We start from the raw sequence: 17,469 nt of genomic DNA on the forward strand, positions 1-17,469 counted from the left end.
ACGCCAGACGAAATCTGGACTCCGTCTCGGCTCGACATGATCGGCAGGACAGGGCTTAGGCCCTGTTGCGGAGCATCAGCTGGCGTGCGGACAGGACGGCGGCCCGGACGATCGCGTGCGGCGCGTAGAGGTCCTTGTCGTGCCACAGCGGCGGGTCGACGTGCGGGCGCCCGGCGAGATAACGCTCGGTCGCGCCCAGGCCCGGCCAGCCGCCCGCACCCGGCGCGAGCAGCACGTGCACCGCGTACGCGGTCTCCTCCGCCGTGCCGCCCCAGCGGCCCCACGAGCCGTCGTGGCGGCGGGTCCCGGCGACCCACTCCGCGGCCCGGGCGATCGCGGCGGTGACCGCCGGTCCGCGGCCGAACCGGGCCAGCGCGAGCACGCAGCAGGCGGTGGCGTAATACGGCGAGCTGTGCCAGCGGTCGTGCCAGGAACCGTCGTCCTGCTGCTGCGAGCACAGCCAGGCGGCGAGCCGGTCGACGACGTCGCGCCGCCCGGCGACGCCGAAGGCGTCCAGGACGTGGGCGTTCGTGGTGACCGAGGAGCCGTCCTCGCCGGGCCAGGTGCAGAAGCTGTCGCCGAGGTCGTACGCCTGGAGCACGCCGGGGTCCACCGGATGCCCGAGCTCGCCGAGCGCGAACAGGACGACCGCCGTGGTGTCGGCGTCGGCCGGCAGGCCGGGACCGGCGGCCGTGCCGGACGGGCCCCAGTCCGCGGTGAGGCTGGCGACGATCCCGGTCGATGCGGTGAAGGCGACGCCGGCCCGGGCCAGCCCGCCGAGCACCCAGGCCCGCTCGAAGACGGTGATCGGGGTGGCGCAGGGCACCGGGCCGCCGTGGCGGCGCGCGGCGGCGCCGAGGTACGAGATGGCCGCCGAGGCGCGTGGACCCCCGAGCCAGGCGGCGGTCGCGGCCGGCGAGGCACCGACGGCGCCGGGCCCGACCGGGCGCACCCCGCGCGCGTCACGCGCACCGTCGCCGAGGACCTCCAGGGCATGCAGGAGCTTCTCCGGTACCGCGGCGCCGCTGCGGAAGTGCTGCCGCACCGCGGCGAGCCGACGGCCGTCGATGCCCGCCGGCAGCGGCAGCGCCGCGCCGGTGCGCTCGTTGATCCGCTCGACCAGCGCCGGCACGATGAGGTCCGCGGCCGGAGTGTCCGGGACGGACGCCGCCGCCGGCAGCAGGCGGCGCAGGAACGCGAGCCCCCGCTCCGCCGCCGGGCGCGGGCCGGCCGCCAGCAGCGCCTCGGTCGCGCTGAGCGTCGGCACCACCGCGTACCCGCCGGGCGGCCCCCAGCCGCCGTCGGGCCGCTGCACGCAGAGCAGGTAGCGCACCCGCTCGGCCTGGCCCGGCACCCACGGCGCGAGGCTGACCACGCGGGCGGTCTCGTAGACCGAGGGGGACACCTGCCCCCAGGGCTCCCGCGCGAGGCCTTCCATGAGGTCGTGTACCTCGTGGGCCAGGCCCGGCTCGGCGAGGCGCTCGGCCGGCAGGATCTCGTCGATGCTCACAGCTCGCCCCAGAAGTCGGTGACCCGGTAGAAGCCGGTGCTGAAGCCGACCTGGCGGGCGAGGTACGCCGCCTCCTGCGGGCAGTGCTCCGCGAGCGCCGCGGCGGTGCCGACCGCCTGCCGGGCGAGCTTGCCGACCAGGCGGGTGACCTCGTCGCGGTCGGCGCCGAGCATGAGCGCGTTGAGGTCGCCCCAGCCGACGTCGCGGTCGTAGGTGGCGAGGTCGTTGACGAGCCGCAGGACCCGCTGGACCTCGCGCCCGGCGGCGGTCAGCGCCGGCAGCCGGTCGAGGGCGCCGGGCTCGCCGGCGACGAGCCAGTGCGACACGTTGACCCAGGACGACCCGAAGTTGTCGGCGTTGTCGAGGTACGTGTCGAGATCGGGCAGCGTCCGTGCGGACTTCCAGGCCCACTCGCGGCGCATCGCGGCGAGCATCCGGCGCAGCTCCTCGCGCCAGGCCGGGCGGTGCGCGGCGAACGCGGGGGCGGCGGCGAGCTCGTCGCGGATGTCGGCGAGCAGCCGCGACAGGTCGTCGCCGGCATCGGGCGCGGCGCCGTCCGCGGTGGACAGGCAGCGCTCGACCACGCCGTCGACGTCGTCGGCGGTGCGCGCGAGGTAGTCGATGCGCCAGTCGGCGGCGAAGACCCACAGCGCGGTCAGGTTGGCGGCGCGCAGCTGCTCGCGGGTGCACCACGGCGCGCCGAACGCGGTCGCCAGGGCGATCGTGCCGAACACCGCCGGGTCGAACGGGTTGGCCGGGAACAGCTCGGGATAGGCTGCGGCGACGGCCCGCAGGTCGCGCTGCCCGCCGGCGGCCAGGCCCGAGACCCGGCCCTGCTCGGCGGCGGCGGCTAGCTCACCGTCCATCGTGGACACAGGAACGACGGACATGTGCCACCCCCATAGACCCGGGCATCGCGGCGCCCGGGCCGATTCGCAACGTGCATTTCGAAACCTGCACGATCATCGCATCCAGGAGCGGTGACCGACCATCCCCACGGTGATCGATATACATATTTACCGGGTATGTAACTTGTGGCAGACCGGTTGCCGGCGGCGAAACAGTCACCATGTGAAGGTGCGGAAGGCATCGACGGAACCCACTATACGGCTTGGTTCGCCATCCGGGTGGCCGGGCGGGGGAGCGGTACCACGAGCGGCGTGCCCGTCGCCGGGTCGGGCACGACCAGGGCGGCCAGGCCGAACACGTCGGCCAGCAGCTCCACGGTGAACACCGACGCGGGCGGGCCCTGCGCGACGATCCGGCCGTCGCGCATGGCGACCACGTGGTCGGCGTACCGCGCGGCCAGGCTCAGGTCGTGCAGCACCATGACGATCGTCCGGCCGCGCTCGCGGTGCAGCCGGGCCACCAGGTCCAGCACGTCGATCTGGTGGCTCAGGTCGAGGTACGTCGTCGGCTCGTCGAGCAGCAGGATCTCGGTGCCCTGCGCGAGGGCCATCGAGATCCAGGCCCGCTGCCGCTGGCCGCCGGAGAGCGTGTCGACCGCCCGGTCCGCGAGGTCGCGGATGTCGGTCCACTCGAGCGCCTCGGTGACGACCTCCTGGTCGGCCGCCGACCACTGGCGGAACCAGTTCTGATGCGGGTGCCGGCCGCGCATCACCAGGTCGGCGACGGTGAGGCCGTCGGGGGCGACCGGGCTTTGCGGCAGCATGCCGATCGTGCGGGCCACCTCGCGGGTCGGGATGCGGTCGAGCCGGCGGCCGTCGAGCCGGACCTCGCCGGCCCGCGGGCGCAGCAGCCGGCCGAGGGCGCGCAGCAGGGTCGACTTGCCGCAGCCGTTGGGGCCGACGACGGCGGTCACCTTGCCGTCGGGGACGTCGAGGTCGAGGCCGTCGACGACGACGGCGTCGCCGTAGCCGAGGCGTAACGCGCTCGCGCGCAGCCGTGCGGTCATGCCGACACCCTTCGGTTCGTGCGGACGAGCAGCCAGAGCAGGTACGGGGCGCCGACGATCGCGGTGACCAGGCCGACCGGCAGCTCCCGGTCGGGCAGCGTGGTGCGGGCGGCGAGGTCGGCGGCCGAGACGAGCAGCGCGCCGAGGATCGCCGAGACGAGCACCGGCGGGCGGGAGCCGCCGCACAGGCGTAGCGCGATCTGCGGTACGACGAACGCCACGAACTCGACCGGGCCGGCGGCGGAGACGGCCGCGGCGGCGAGCGCGACGGCGGTGAGGACGACCGCGAGCCGTGCCGGTTGCAGCCGTACCCCGAGCGACCGCGTCACGTCGTCGTCGAACTGCAGGGCCTGGAGCGTGAACGACGTCGCCACGGCGACCGGCAGCAGCACGGCGAGCGCGGCGGCGAGCGGCCGCACCTGGGCCCAGTCCGCGCCGGCGACCGAGCCGTTGAGCCACACGGTCGCCCGGGCGGCGTCGACGATCTCGGCCCGCACCAGGAACCACGAGACGCCGCTCTGCACGATCTCGCCGACGCCGAGGCCGACGAGCACCAGGCGGTAGCCGTCGATGCCGCGGCGCCAGGCGAGCAGGTACACGAGCGTGGCCGCGACCAGGCCGCCGGCGAGCGCGGCCAGCGGCACGGCGCCGGAGGCCGGCCCGGCGAGCACGATGACGGCGACCGCGCCCAGCGACGCCCCGTTGGTGACGCCGAGAACGTCCGGGCTGGCCAGGGGGTTGCGGGTGAACGTCTGGGTCAGCGCGCCGGAGGCCGCGAGGGCCGCGCCGACGAGCAGGGCGGTGAGGATGCGGGGCAGCCGCAGGTCGAGCACGACGAGCCGCTGCGCGCCCGTCCCACCGCCGAGCAGCACGTCGACGACGTCGGCCGGCGCGATGGTGAAGCTGCCCTGGCCGATGCTCACCACGGCGACCGCGGCCGTGGCCGCCAGCCCGGCCGCACCGACCACGACGGACCGCGCCGAGACGGTGGTGGAGAGCCGGCCGGCGCGCACCAGGCGGCGCCCGGCGGGCCGGACGAGCAGGGCGGTCACAGCTTCACCACGCCGCGGCGGCGGCGGACCAGGGCGATGAAGAACGGTGCGCCGACGGCGGCGAGGACGATGCCGGTCTGCAGCTCGGCCGGGCGGACCACGACCCGGCCGAGGACGTCGGCGGCGAGCAGCACCGCCGCGCCGGCCAGCGCCGAGCAGGGGATCAGCCAGCGGTGGTCGGGGCCGGTGAGCGCACGGGCGGCGTGCGGGACGACCAGGCCCAGGAAGCCGATCGGCCCGCAGGCGGCCGTGGCCGCGCCGGTCAGCAGTACGATGGCCGCCACTCCGACCGCACGCGCGGCGAACACCCGTTGGCCCAGCGCCCGTGCCACGTCCTCGCCGAGGCCGAGGGCGTTCAGTGCGGGCGCGTTGAAGAGCGCGAGCAGCAGGCCCGCCACGATGAAGGGCGACACCTGGGCGGCCACGCCGGTGTCGCGCCCGGACAGCGAGCCGACCACCCAGAAGCGGAAGACGTTGAGGCTGGCGTCGTCGGCGAGCAGGATCGACTGGGTGAACGCCGAGAGCAGCGAGCTGATCGCCATGCCGGCCAGGGCGAGCGCGACCGGGGTCGGGCCGCCCTGCCGGCCGGCGGCGATGCCGAAGACCAGGACGCTGGCGAGCAGGGCGCCGGCGAAGGCGAACCAGACGTAGCCGGTGAGCGCGTCCGCGCCGAGTTGGATGCCGATGACGACGGCGAACGCGGCGCCGGCCGAGATGCCGAGCAGGCCCGGGTCGGCGATCGGGTTGCGGGTGTGGCCCTGGGTCAGCGCGCCGGCCGCGCCGAGCGCGAGCCCGACCAGCAGGCCCAGGATCGTGCGCGGCAGGCGCAGGTCGCGGACGATCGCGGTGGCCTGCGCGCCGGGCTCGGGGGCGACGACGGCGTGCCAGACCTCGGCCGGGCTGAGCGTCTGCGCGCCGACCGCGAGGCTCAGGACGACGGCGGCGGCGACGGCCGTGGCCAGGGCGGCGAGCGCCGTGCCGCGGCGGGGTCCGGACCGCTTCGACCGGGCCGGGCGGGCCGGCCGGAGAGTGGCCGCCATGAATATTTTCCCTCCGAGGTATCGCTGTCGGGCAATGGAAGGTTAGCCTTACCACAGCAGGGCGCCAGCCTTGCTTTCGCGGGAGATCGTAGCTTAGGTTTGCCTAACCTAACTTCGACTGTGAGGTCCCCATGGCCTTTTCCCTGCGCTCCGCCCGTCGCGCCGCGGCGGCCGGCGTCGCTCTCGCCACCGCGTTGGCGCTGGTCAGCGCGTGCGGCAGCGACACCGAGGAGCCCTCGTCGCCGGCCTCGTCCGGCGTGGCGGCGAGCTATCCGGTCAGCCTGACGCACAAGCTCGGCACCGCCACCGTGTCCGCCGCGCCGAAGCGCATCGTCGCGCTGTCGGACGCGGACCTCGACGCGCTGCTGCTGCTCGGCGTCCAGCCGGTCGGCATCGCCGAGTCGTCCGGCGAGGGCGGCGTCACGGCCTGGGCCAAGCCGCGGCTCACCGGCTCGCCGGCCGTGCTGACGGCCGGCGACACCGGCTTCGACGTGGAGAAGATCGCCGCGCTCAACCCGGACCTCATCCTGGCCGGCGGCGACTACTACATCGACGACGAGTACGCCAAGCTCAGCAAGCTCGCCCCGACCACCGCGTACGAGACGACGGGCGCCTTCGAGGACCCGTGGCAGACCACGCTGCGGCAGGTGGCCAAGGCGGTGGGCAGGACGGCGGAGGCCGAGAAGATCGTCACCGAGGTCGAGGGCAGGATCGCCAAGGTCAAGACCGACCACCCCGAGCTGGCCGGCAAGAAGTTCGCCATCACGCAGGTGTGGGAGGCCGGCTCGGTCGGCGTCCTGCGCTCCGACAAGGACGCCGGCGTGAAGATGCTCAACGACTTCGGCATGACGCTCGCGCCGAGCGTGGCCGGCCTGCAGGGCGAGGAGTTCGCGGTCCAGGTGAGCCTGGAGAAGGTCAGCGTCCTCGACGCCGACGTGCTGCTGGCCTACTACACCGAGGACGGGCTGAAGACCGCGCTGGAGGGCAACGCGCTGTTCAAGAGCCTCAACGTGGTCAAGCGGGGCGCCTACGTGGCGCTGACCGAGGCCCAGTTCTCGTCGCTGCGCACGCCGACGCCGCTGTCGGTGCAGTACATCATCGACAACGTCGTGCCGTTGATCGCCACCGCCGCCAAGGCAGCTCCCTGAGTGTCCACGCGTGAGGTGACGGCAGGTCTCGCCGCGACGGTCGTCGCGGCGGGGCCGCCGCCCGTCCCGCTGCTGACCGACCCGTGGGCGGCCCGGGTGCTGACGACCGCCGACGCGGACCTCGTCAGCGCGTGGATGAACGAGCCGCACGTGGCCCGGTTCTGGGAGCAGGCCTGGCCGCCGGCGCGGTGGGCCGGCACGATCGCCGCGCAGCTCGCCGGCGACTGCACCCGGCCCTACCTGGTCTCCTACGCCGGTTCGCCGCTGGCGTACGTGGAGATCTATCGGGTACCGCGCGACGTGGTCGGCCTGCAGTACGAGGCGGACCCCTACGACCTGGGCATCCACCTCGCGATCGGGGACCGCGAGCACACCGGGCAGGGCCTGGGCCGCGCGATGGTGCGCGCGCTCGCGGAGGGGCTGTTCGTCGCCGACCCGCGCTGCCTGCGGGTGCTCGCCGACCCCGACGAGCGGCACGAGATCGCGCTGCGGATGTTCGCCGGGGCCGGGTTCCAGTCCCTGGGCGTCAGCGATCTCGGTCACAAGCGGGCTGAACTGCTGTTCTGTGGTTTGCCACCAAAAGAGCCCTTTACGTGGCCGAAATAGTTAGCTTAGCCTTACCTAACTAGATCGGGCGGCGGTTTCGGCCGCTCGAAGGACGAAGGAACCCCGCAGATGACCGCACCCCTGAGCCCTTCCCTGAGCCTCGAACAGCTGCGCAGCGACGTCGCCGAGGTGCTCGCCGAAGAGCCCGGCAGCTTCGCCGACGACGAGAACCTCATCGATCTCGGCCTCGACTCGATCCGGCTGATGAGCCTCGCCACCCGCTGGCGCGAGGCCGGTTTCGAGGCCGGCTACCTGGACCTGGCGCAGGAGCCGACGGTCGCCGCGTGGTTCGACCTGCTGGAGGGGAAGCGTTGAGCCCGATCATCGAGAACACCGACGTCGTGGTCGTCGGGGGCGGACCCGGCGGGTCCACCGTCGCCACGCTGCTGGCCAGGCGGGGCCACCGGGTCGTGCTGCTGGAGAAGGAGACCTTCCCGCGGTACCAGATCGGGGAGTCGCTGCTGCCCTCGACCGTCCACGGGATCGGCCGGCTGCTCGGCGTCACCGAGGAGCTGGAGAAGGCCGCGTTCATGGTGAAGCGCGGCGGCAGCTTCCGCTGGGGCACCAACCCGGTGCCGTGGAACTTCCTGTTCGCGATCGCGCCGGAGCTGTCCGGCCCGACCTCGTACGCGTACCAGGTCGAGCGGATGAAGTTCGACGAGATCCTGCTGCGCAACGCCGCCCGGCACGGCGTCGACGTGCGCGAGAACGGCCCGGTCACCAGCGTCGTCGACGACGCGGAGCGGGTGCGCGGCGTGCGGTACACCGGCCCGGACGGCGTCGAGCGGGAGGTCCGCGCCTCGTTCGTGGTCGACGCCTCCGGCAACCGCAGCCGGGTGCACCAGCACGTCGGCGGCGAGCGGGTCTACTCCGAGTTCTTCCGCAACATCGCGCTCTTCGGCTACTTCGAGGGCGGCAAGCGGCTCCCGGCGCCCGACTCCGGCAACATCCTCTGCGCGGCGTTCGACGAGGGATGGATCTGGTACATCCCGCTGTCCGACACGCTGACCAGCGTCGGCGCGGTGATCAGCCGCGAGCACGCCGCCCGCCTCCAGGGCGACCAGGAGCAGGCGCTGCTCGGCTTCGTCGACCGCTGCGCGATCGTCAAGGACTTCCTGTCCGGCGCCACCCGGGTCACCGAGGGCGTCTACGGCGAGCTGCGCACCCGCAAGGACTACTCGTACACCAACAGCACCTTCCACCGCCCCGGCATGGTGCTCGTCGGCGACGCGGCCTGCTTCATCGACCCGGTGTTCTCCACCGGCGTGCACCTGGCCACCTACGCCGGCCTGCTGGCCGCCCGGTCGATCAGCAGCGTGCTCGCCGGCGACGTGTCCGAGGAGCGCGCCTTCGGCGAGTTCGAGGGCCGCTACCGCCGCGAATACCGGGTCTTCTACGAGTTCCTCTCCGCGTTCTACGACATGCAGAGCACCGAGGAGTCGTACTTCTGGAAGGCCCGCAAGGTCACCAACTTCTCCACCACCGACCTGGAGGCGTTCGTCAGCCTGGTCGGCGGCGTGCACTCCGGCGAGAACGCCCTCGCGGCCTTCCGCGACTCGTCGGGCGCCCTCGCCGACGCCGTCGAGCGCACCGGCGACATGCAGACGCCGTCCGGGGAGCGCATGCACCACCTCTTCGGCACCCCCGTGGTCCGGGAGGTCATGCAGGAGATGAACAACATCCAGGTCCGCGGCGTCCAGGGCACCGCCGCCCGCGAGCTGCCGCTGCTCGACGGCGGGCTGGTGCCCGCGCCCGACGGGCTGTCCTGGGTGGAGCCCGCCACGCTGCTGGAGGAGGCGCGATGACGACCAACCCGTTCGAGGACGCGGACGGCCGCTACTTCGTTCTGGTCAACGACGAGGGCCAGCACTCCCTGTGGCCGTCGTTCGCCGAGGTGCCGGCCGGCTGGACGGCCGTCTTCGGCGAGGAGAGCCGGGCCGCGTGCCTCGACTACGTCGAGACGCACTGGACCGACATGCGGCCGAAGAGCCTGGTCGCCCAGATGGAAGCGGCCGGCTGACCGCCACCCGCCGGCCTCACCGCACCCCGTCGCGCCCGTCCGGCGCGGCGGGGCCTGCGCTGCGCGCACCACCACCGAGGAGCCCCCACGTGCCCGACCGTCTCGACCTCACCGGAGCCCAGGCCGGCGTCTGGTACGCCCAGCAGCTCGACCCCGGGCCGGCGTACACCACCGCCGCCTGCGTCGACATCGCGGGCGAGCTCGACCCCGAGCGGTTCGAGCGCGCGCTGCGCGCCGTCGTCGCCGAGTCCGACGCGCTGCGGGCCCGGTTCACCGCCGACGCGCAGGAGGTGCTCGACGAGCTCGACTGGACGTTGACCATTCTCGATCTCGACGATGACGCCGCCGAGGCGTGGTTGCGCGCCGACCTCGCAACCCCGATCGACCTGGCGAACGGGCCCGTGTTCGCCCAGGCGCTCATCCGGCGCGGCCCCGGGCGCTGGACGTGGTACCAGCGCTGCCACCACATCGTGATGGACGCGTACACGTTCGCCCTCCTCTCGCAGCGCCTCGCCACGGTGTACACCGTGCTCGTCGAGTCCGGTTCACTCCCGGGCCAAGAATTCTTCGGCCGGCTGTCGGACGTCGTCGCCGAGGACGCCGCCTACCGGTCCTCCCCGAAGTTCGCCGCCGACCGCGACTTCTGGCGCGCACACCTGGCCGGTGTCGAGGTGCCCGACCTCTCGTCCGGACCGGTCCGGCCGAGCCCCACCTTCCTGCGCCGGGCGATCACGCTGCCGGCCGAGGTGGGCCGGGCGCTGCACACGCTCGGCGCGACCCGGGTCGAGGCGCTGCTCGCCGCCGTTGCCGTGTACGTGCACCGGCTCACCGGCAGCGCGTCGCCCGTCCTGGGGCTGCCCATGATGGGGCGGCTCGGCTCGGTCGCGGCGAAGGTGCCGGTCACCGCCGTCAACGTGCTGCCGCTGCGGGTGCCGGTCGAGCCTGCCCTTCCGGTAGGCGCGCTGGTCGGCCGGGTCGCCGCCGAGATCAGGGCGATCCGGCGGCACCAGCGCTACCGGGGTGAGGACATCCGGCGCGACCTCGGCCTCGTCGGCGGTGGCCGGCGGCTCGTCGGTCCCTGGGTGAACATCAAGCCCTTCGGTGCGTCGCTCTCGTTCGCCGGCCTGACCGGCACCCCGCGCTACATCTCGGCCGGACCGGTCGACGACCTCTCGATCACCGTCGACGACCGCGGCGGCGACGTCCTGGAGGTCGTCCTCGACGCGAACCCCGCCCGCTACACCGCGCTCGACCTCGACGGGCACGCCGAGCGCCTCGCCGGCCTGCTGACGGCGTTCGCGGCTGCGACGCCGGACACGCCGACCGGACGGCTCGGTCTCACCGCCGCGCCGGCGCCGCACGACACCGACCGGCCGCTGCCCGCCGCGGGCTTCACCGAACTGTGGCTGGCCCAGGCCGCCCGCACGCCCGGCGCGACCGCCGTGGTCGGGCCGGACGGGTCGGCGGTGTCCTACGCGGACCTGGCGGCACGGGTCTCGTCCCTGGCCGGGGCCCTCGCCGCGCGCGGCGCGGCGCCCGGCCGGATCGTCGGCGTCCGCCTGCCCCGCACCGCCGACCTGCTCGTCACGCTCCTCGCCGTGCAGCGCACCGGCGCCGCCTACCTGCCGCTCGACCCCGACTTCCCGGCCGACCGTCTGGAGTGGATGGTCACCGACAGCGCGCCGGCGCTCGTCGTCACCCCGGCGGTACTGGCGGAACTCGACGGCGTCGAGGCGCCCTGCCCGGCCGTCGGGCATCGGCCGCACGACGCCGCCTACGTGCTCTACACGTCCGGGTCGACCGGCCGGCCCAAGGGCGTCGTCGTCACCCGCGAGAACCTGGTGAACTTCCTGCTCGCGATGCGCGAGACGGTCCCCCTCGGCGCGGCCGACCGGCTCGTCGCCGTCACCACGGTGAGCTTCGACATCTCCGGGCTCGAGTTGTACCTCCCGCTGCTCGACGGCGCCGCCGTCGTCCTCGCGCCGAAGGAGGCCGTGCAGGACCCGGCGGCGCTGACCGCCCTCGTGCGGGACACCGGCGCGACCGTCGTGCAGGCCACCCCGACCCTGTGGCGTGCCCTGGTCGACGAGTCCGGCGGCGCCCTCGCGCTGAGCGGGCTGCGGGTCCTCGTCGGCGGCGAGGCGCTGCCGCCCGAGCTCGCCGCCGAGCTGCGCAAGCACGCCGCCGAGGTGACCAACCTCTACGGCCCCACCGAGACCACCATCTGGTCCACCGCCCAGCGGCTCACCGACGACACCGTCAGCGTCGGCGGGCCGATCTGGAACACCCGCGCCTACGTCCTCGACGCGGCGCTGCGCCCGGTGCCCGACGGGTTCCCCGGCGAGCTGTACCTGGCCGGCGCCGGCGTCGCCCGCGGCTACCTCGGCCGGTCCGGCCTCACCGCGTCCCGGTTCGTGGCCGACCCGTTCGAGCCCGGGTCCCGCCTCTACCGGACCGGTGACCTGGCCCGCCGCCGCGCCGACGGCACGTTCGACGTCCTCGGCCGGGTCGACCACCAGGTGAAGCTGCGCGGCTTCCGGATCGAGCTCGGCGAGGTCGAGGCGGTCCTGGAGACCGACCCGGCCGTGCAGCGGGCCGTCGTGGTCGTCCGCGAGGACCGCCCGGGCGACCGTCGCCTGGTCGCCTACGTCGTCGGTACCGCTGTCGACGTCGTCGCCCTGCGCCGGCGGGCCGCCGAGGCGCTGCCCGACTACATGGTGCCGGCCGCGTTCGTCGTCCTCGACGCGCTGCCCACCACGCCGAACGGCAAGCTCGACCGGGTCGCGCTGCCGGCCCCGGTGGCATCGTCCTCGCCCGCCGCTGAGGCGTTCCGCACCCCGGCCGAGGCGCTGCTCGCCGGGATCTTCGCCGACGTGCTCGGCGTGCCGGCGGTCGGTGCCCACGACGACTTCTTCGCCCTCGGCGGCCACTCGCTGCTCGCCGCGCGGGTCGCCGCTCGGGTCCGCACCGTGCTCGGCGCCGACCTGTCCCTGCGCGACGTGTTCGACGCGCCGACCGTGGCCGGCCTGGCCGAACGCCTCGTCGCCAGTGAGCGGCCGGCGCTGCTGCCGGGCACCGGCGGGACCGCGATGTCGGCCGCGCAGCGGCGGCTGTGGTTCCTGTCCCGGCTCGACGGGCCGAACGCCACTTACAACCTGCCGCTCGCCCTCGACCTCGACGGGCCGCTCGACCCGGCCGCGCTGCGGGCCGCGCTGGCCGACCTGGTCACCCGGCACGAGCCGCTGCGCACGGTCTTCGCCGGGCCGGACGGCACACCCGTGCTGCTCGACGCCTCGCCGTCGTTCGAAGTACGTCCGCTGCGGGACGGCGCCGTGGAGGCCGCGGTCCGCGTCCCGTTCGACATCGCCACCGAGGCGCCGCTGCGGGCCACCGTCTTCACCGCCGGGCCCGACCGGCACGTCCTGCTGCTGCTCGTCCACCACATCGCCGGCGACGAGTGGTCGCTCACGCCGATGCTCGACGACCTCGCCACCGCCTACGCCGCCCGCCTCGCCGGGCGCGCGCCGGCCTGGGCGCCGCTGCCGGTGCGGTACGCCGACTACGCCGCCTGGCAGGCCCGGCTGCCGATGGACGAGCACCTGGAGTACTGGCGCGACGCCCTCGACGGCGCCCCCGAGACGCTGCGGCTGCCGGCCGACCGTCCCCGCCCGGCCCGGGCCGCCGCGGCCGGTGGCACCGTCACGTTCCCGATCCCGCCGGACCTGGCGCGGGCCCTGCGCGACCTGGCCCGCAGTCACGGCGTCACGCTGTTCATGACCGTGCAGGCCGCCGTCGCCGCGCTGCTCAGCCGGCTCGGCGCGGGCACCGACATCCCGCTCGGCACCCCGGTCGCCGGCCGCGGCGAGGACGCCCTCGAACGGCTCGTCGGCTTCTTCGTCAACACCGTCGTGCTGCGCACCGACGTCTCCGGCGACCCGTCGTTCGCCGGCCTGCTGGCCCGGGTCCGCGCCCTCGACCTGGCCGCCCTCGCCCACCAGGACCTGCCGTTCGAGCAGCTCGTCGAGGCGCTCAACCCGCAGCGCTCGCTCGCCCACCACCCGCTGTTCTCGGTCATGGTCTCCTACCAGGCGGCCCTGCCCGAGGTCGCCGGCTTCCCCGGCGTCCGCGCGACCCCGCGGCTGGTGGCCACCGGCACGGCGAAGTTCGACCTGACGTTCGACGTCGCCGAGCGCCCCACCGGCCTCGAGGGCAGCATCGAGTACCGCAGCGACCTCTTCGACCACTCGACCGCCGCGGCCCTCGCGACGCGGTTCCTGCGCCTGCTGTCCGCGGTCGTCGCCGCTCCGGCGGCACCGCTGTCCACTGTGGACCTGCTGCTGGACGACGAGCGCCTGCCCCTGCGTGGCGCCGCGTTCGCCGGCCCCTCGCGGACGTTCGCCGCGCTGTTCGCCGACCAGGTCGCTGCCAGGCCCGGCGCGGTGGCGGTCGAGGACGGCCCGCGGACGCTCACCTACGCCGAGCTGGATGCGCTCGCCAACCGCCTCGCCCGCCGGCTGGTCGCTGCCGGGGCCGGCCCCGAGCGGGTCGTCGCCGTCCGCATGCCGCGCTCGGCCGACCTCGTCGTCGCAATCCTGGCGGTGCTCAAGTCGGGCGCCTGCCTGCTGCCGCTCGACGTGCACCACCCGCCGGCCCGCATCGACCAGCAGCTCGCCGACGCGTCCCCGGTGCTCGTCCTCACCGAGCTCGGCGACCTCCCGGCGGACGCCACCGACCCGCGGGTGCCGGTCGACCCGCGGCACCCGGCGTACATCATCTTCACGTCGGGCTCCACCGGCCGCCCCAAGGGCGTCGTGGTCCCGCACGCGGGTTTGGCCGTGCTCGTGGCGGGCGTCCGCGCCGCGTTCGGCACCGGCCCCGGCGCCCGAGTCGCGCAGTTCGTCTCGCCGGCCGTCGACGTCGCGATCAGCGAGCTCGCCGCGTCGGTGCTCTCCGGCGGCACGCTCGTCGTCGTCCCCGAGGAGTCCCGGCTCGGCCCGGCCCTGGGCGCGTTCGTGACCGCGGCCCGCCTCACCCACGCCGACCTGCCGCCGGCGCTGCTCGCCGCGCTGCCCGCGGACGCGATCCCGCCCGGCGTCACGCTCACCATCGGCGGCGAGGCCGCCCCGCCGGACGTGGTGCGCCGCTGGTCGGCCGGCCGCCGCCTGGTCAACGCGTACGGCCCCACCGAGGCCACCGTCACCGCGACCACCTGGACCGCGACCCCCGACGGCCCGGTCCTCATCGGCCGCCCCGACCCGGCCCGGACCGCCCACGTCCTGGACGCGGGGCTGCGCCCCGTCCCGGCGGGCGTCCCCGGCGAGCTGTACCTGGGCGGCGCCGGCCTGGCCCGCGGCTACCTGGGCCGCCCGGCCCTGACCGCGGAACGGTTCGTGGCCGGCCCGTCCGGCACCTGCCTCTACCGCACCGGCGACCTCGTCCGGCGCACCGCGGACGGGCAGCTGGAGTTCCTCGGCCGTACCGACGACCAGGTCCAGGTGCGCGGCTTCCGGGTCGAACCGGCCGAGGTCGCCGCGGTCGTCGAGGCCCACCCGGCGGTGGCCCAGGCGGTGGTCGTCCAGCGCGGCACGGCGCTGGTCGCCTACGTCGTCCCGCGCACGCCTGCCTCCCCCGAGGAGCTGCGCGACCACGCGGCGGCGGTCCTGCCCGCGGCGATCGTCCCGGTCGTCGTGGTGCTCGACGCGCTGCCGCTCACCGCGAGCGGCAAGGTCGACCGGGACGCGCTGCCGGCGCCGGCGCCCACTGCGGCCAGCGAGCGGCCGGCCACGCCGGTCGAGGAGACCCTGGCCGGGCTGTTCGCCGGGCTGCTGGGGCTTGCCCACGACGCCGTGGGCCGGCACGACGGGTTCTTCGCGCTGGGCGGCGACAGCATCCTGTCGATCCAGCTGGTGTCCCGCGCCCGTGACGCCGGCCTCCGGTTCGCGCCGCGCGACGTGTTCGAGCACCAGACGGTCGCCTCGCTGGCCCGCGCCGCTGGGCCGGTCGCGTCCGGCCCGGCCCGCGCGCCGGACGCCGGGCACGGCCGCGTCCCCGAGACGCCGATCATCGCCTGGCTCCGGGAGCTCGACGCCCCGGTCGGCCGCTACTCGCAGGCCCTGCTCCTGCGCACCCCGGCCGGCCTGGACGCGGCCGAGCTCGACCGCGTCCTCCGCGCGGCCCTCGCACCGCACGCGCTGCTCGGCGCGCGGCTGGCCACGGCCGGCGGTGGCTCTGTGCTCGACGGCCCCGCGGCGGCCGGCGGTGGCGCGGAGCTCGACGTGCCTGCGGCGGGCGGCGGGCGGTGGGTGCTCGATGTTCCGGGTGGGCCGGTCGACCCGCGGCTGCGGATCGTCCGCGGGGGCGACATCGCCGGGGAGCGTGAGGCCGCGGCCGGCCGGCTCGACCCGGCCGCCGGCGTGATACTCCAGACGGTCTGGTTCCCGGACCGCGACCGGCTGCTGCTCGTCGCCCACCACCTGGTCGTCGACGGCGTCTCGTGGCGCATCCTCGCCGAGGACCTCGCCGCGGCCGCCCGCGGCGAGACCCCGCGCCCGGAGGGCACGCCGTTCCGCGCCTGGGCCGAGGGCCTCCAGGCCGCCGCCCGCGCGGCCGACCCGGCACCGTGGGCCGAGCTGCTCGACGGCCCGCCGGCCACCCTCGGCGGCCGGCCGCTCGACGCCGGCACGGACACCGCGGGCAGCCTGCGGCGGATCACCGTCACCCTCGACCCGTCCGTCACCGGGCCGCTGCTCACCACCGTCCCCGAGACGTTCCGGGCCGGGGTGCAGGACGTGCTGCTCGCCGGGCTCGTGCTCGCCCTGGCCCGGCGGACCGGCGCGGCCGCCGAGCCGCTCGTCGCGCTCGAAGGCCACGGCCGGGAGGAGCCGCTCGTGCCGGGCGCCGACCTGGTGCGGACCGTCGGCTGGTTCACCAGCGAGTACCCGGTGCGCCTCCCCGCCGCCGCCGGTGGTGTGGCCGCCGTCGTCCGCGGGGTCAAGGAGCGGCTCCGGTCGGTGCCCGACGGCGGCGCCGGGTACGGGCTGCTGCGGTACACCCGAGGCACCCTGACCGGCCCGGAACCCGAGGTGCTGTTCAACTATCTCGGGCGGTTCACGGCCGGTGACAGCGCCGAGGACTGGGGGATCGCGCCGGAGCTGCCGGCCGCGCACGCCACCGCCGACCCGCGGATGCCGGTGCGGCACCGGCTCGCGGTCAACGCGTCCACCGTGGACACTCCCGGCGGGCCGGCGCTGCGGACCGAGTTCGCGTACCCGGCCGGCGCTCTCGCCGACGCCGACGCCCACCGGATCGCCGACGACTGGCTCGCCGCGCTCGTCGCCGTGCAGGTCGCCGCGGGCCAACCGGGCGCGGGCGCGCTCACCCCGTCCGACGTGCCGCTCGCCAGCCTCGACGCCGAGACGCTCGACGAGCTCACCACGAGGCGCCCCGGCCTCGTCGACGTCCTGCCGCTGTCGCCGCTGCAGCAGGGGTTGTACTTCCTGTCCGAGTCGGACACCGACGTCTACACGGTCCAGCAGGTGTACACCCTCACGGGCCCGGTCGACGCGGCCCGCCTCCGGTCCGCCGCCGCGGCCCTGCTGGAGCGCTACCCGAACCTCCGCGGCGGCTTCGACCGCACCGCCACCGGCGCCCCGGTCCAGTTCATCCCGGCCGTGGCCGAGGTCCCGTTCACCGAGCTCGACGCGTCCCCGTCGGCGTTCGCCCCGTCGGTGGCCGCGGAGCGCAGCCGCCGCTTCGACCTGTCGGAACCGCCCCTGCTCCGGTTCGTGCTGGCCCGCCTCGCCCCCGACGACTACCGGCTCGTGGTGACCCAGCACCACCTGCTGATGGACGGCTGGTCCGGCCCGCTCGCGATGCGCGACCTCTTCCAGTTGTACGGCGGAGCGCCCGCACCCGCCCCCCGCCCCTACACGGACCACCTGGCCTGGCTGGCCGCCCAGGACCGCACCCTCGCGGAGCAGGCCTGGAGCGAGGCCCTCGCCGACGTCGACGAGCCGACCCTCGTCGCTCCCACGGCACCGCGCACCGCCCTGCTGCCGCAGGTCGCCGAGATGCTGCTGGGGGAGCCGGCGACGGCCCGGCTGACGTCGGCCGCCCGCCGGCACGGCCTGACGCTGAACACGGTCGTGCAGGGCGCGTGGGCGCTGGTCCTGGGAGAGT

11 protein-coding genes are annotated in these 17,469 nt (G+C 75.3%); 6 read left to right on the forward strand and 5 right to left on the reverse strand.

Annotated elements, in window-relative coordinates; all coding sequences use genetic code 11:
• Positions 1-55 precede the first annotated feature (55 nt).
• The 5 genes from ABZS66_RS52695 to ABZS66_RS52715 form a co-directional block, all read right to left on the reverse strand.
• Positions 56-1,438, reverse strand: a complete 1,383-nt coding sequence (locus ABZS66_RS52695; RefSeq protein WP_354770986.1) for a prenyltransferase/squalene oxidase repeat-containing protein — start codon at positions 1,436-1,438, stop codon at positions 56-58.
• 68 nt (positions 1,439-1,506) lie between these two features.
• Entirely contained in the window at positions 1,507-2,400 is an 894-nt protein-coding gene (locus ABZS66_RS52700) for a terpene synthase family protein (RefSeq protein ID WP_354770966.1), read from the reverse strand.
• Between the two features lie 212 nt (positions 2,401-2,612).
• Positions 2,613-3,425 (reverse strand): ABC transporter ATP-binding protein, encoded by an 813-nt coding sequence (locus ABZS66_RS52705; protein WP_354770968.1) that lies wholly within the window; start codon positions 3,423-3,425, stop codon positions 2,613-2,615.
• On the reverse strand, positions 3,422-4,477 hold the full coding sequence (locus ABZS66_RS52710) for an iron chelate uptake ABC transporter family permease subunit (RefSeq protein WP_354770970.1): 1,056 nt from the start codon (positions 4,475-4,477) through the stop codon (positions 3,422-3,424). The genes ABZS66_RS52705 and ABZS66_RS52710 overlap by 4 nt, the downstream gene beginning before the upstream one ends.
• Positions 4,474-5,517 carry an iron ABC transporter permease gene (locus tag ABZS66_RS52715; RefSeq protein WP_354770972.1) on the reverse strand — a complete coding sequence of 348 codons (1,044 nt, stop codon included), beginning with the start codon at positions 5,515-5,517 and terminating at the stop codon, positions 4,474-4,476. Before ABZS66_RS52715 ends, ABZS66_RS52710 begins: the two co-directional genes overlap by 4 nt.
• 131 nt (positions 5,518-5,648) lie before the next feature.
• Here ABZS66_RS52715 and ABZS66_RS52720 point away from each other — a divergent pair, with 131 nt between their 5' ends.
• The 6 genes from ABZS66_RS52720 to ABZS66_RS52745 form a co-directional block, all read left to right on the forward strand.
• On the forward strand, positions 5,649-6,665 hold the full coding sequence (locus tag ABZS66_RS52720; RefSeq protein ID WP_354770974.1) for an ABC transporter substrate-binding protein: 1,017 nt from the start codon (positions 5,649-5,651) through the stop codon (positions 6,663-6,665).
• A complete protein-coding gene (locus tag ABZS66_RS52725) occupies positions 6,666-7,271 on the forward strand; it encodes a GNAT family N-acetyltransferase (protein WP_354770976.1) in 606 nt (201 codons plus the stop codon). It begins immediately after the preceding gene.
• Between the two features lie 69 nt (positions 7,272-7,340).
• The gene (locus ABZS66_RS52730) at positions 7,341-7,586 is read left to right on the forward strand and encodes a phosphopantetheine-binding protein (RefSeq protein ID WP_354770978.1); all 246 of its coding nucleotides are present in this window, start codon (positions 7,341-7,343) and stop codon (positions 7,584-7,586) included.
• Positions 7,583-9,076 carry a tryptophan 7-halogenase gene (locus tag ABZS66_RS52735; protein ID WP_354770980.1) on the forward strand — a complete coding sequence of 498 codons (1,494 nt, stop codon included), beginning with the start codon at positions 7,583-7,585 and terminating at the stop codon, positions 9,074-9,076. Before ABZS66_RS52730 ends, ABZS66_RS52735 begins: the two co-directional genes overlap by 4 nt.
• Positions 9,073-9,291 carry an MbtH family protein gene (locus ABZS66_RS52740; RefSeq protein WP_354770982.1) on the forward strand — a complete coding sequence of 73 codons (219 nt, stop codon included), beginning with the start codon at positions 9,073-9,075 and terminating at the stop codon, positions 9,289-9,291. Before ABZS66_RS52735 ends, ABZS66_RS52740 begins: the two co-directional genes overlap by 4 nt.
• 89 nt (positions 9,292-9,380) lie before the next feature.
• The coding region (locus ABZS66_RS52745) for an amino acid adenylation domain-containing protein (RefSeq protein WP_354770984.1) at positions 9,381-17,469 on the forward strand (8,089 nt) is incomplete at its 3' end.

Source organism: Dactylosporangium sp. NPDC005572, assembly GCF_040605515.1.
In the GTDB taxonomy this organism is placed as follows: domain Bacteria; phylum Actinomycetota; class Actinomycetes; order Mycobacteriales; family Micromonosporaceae; genus Dactylosporangium.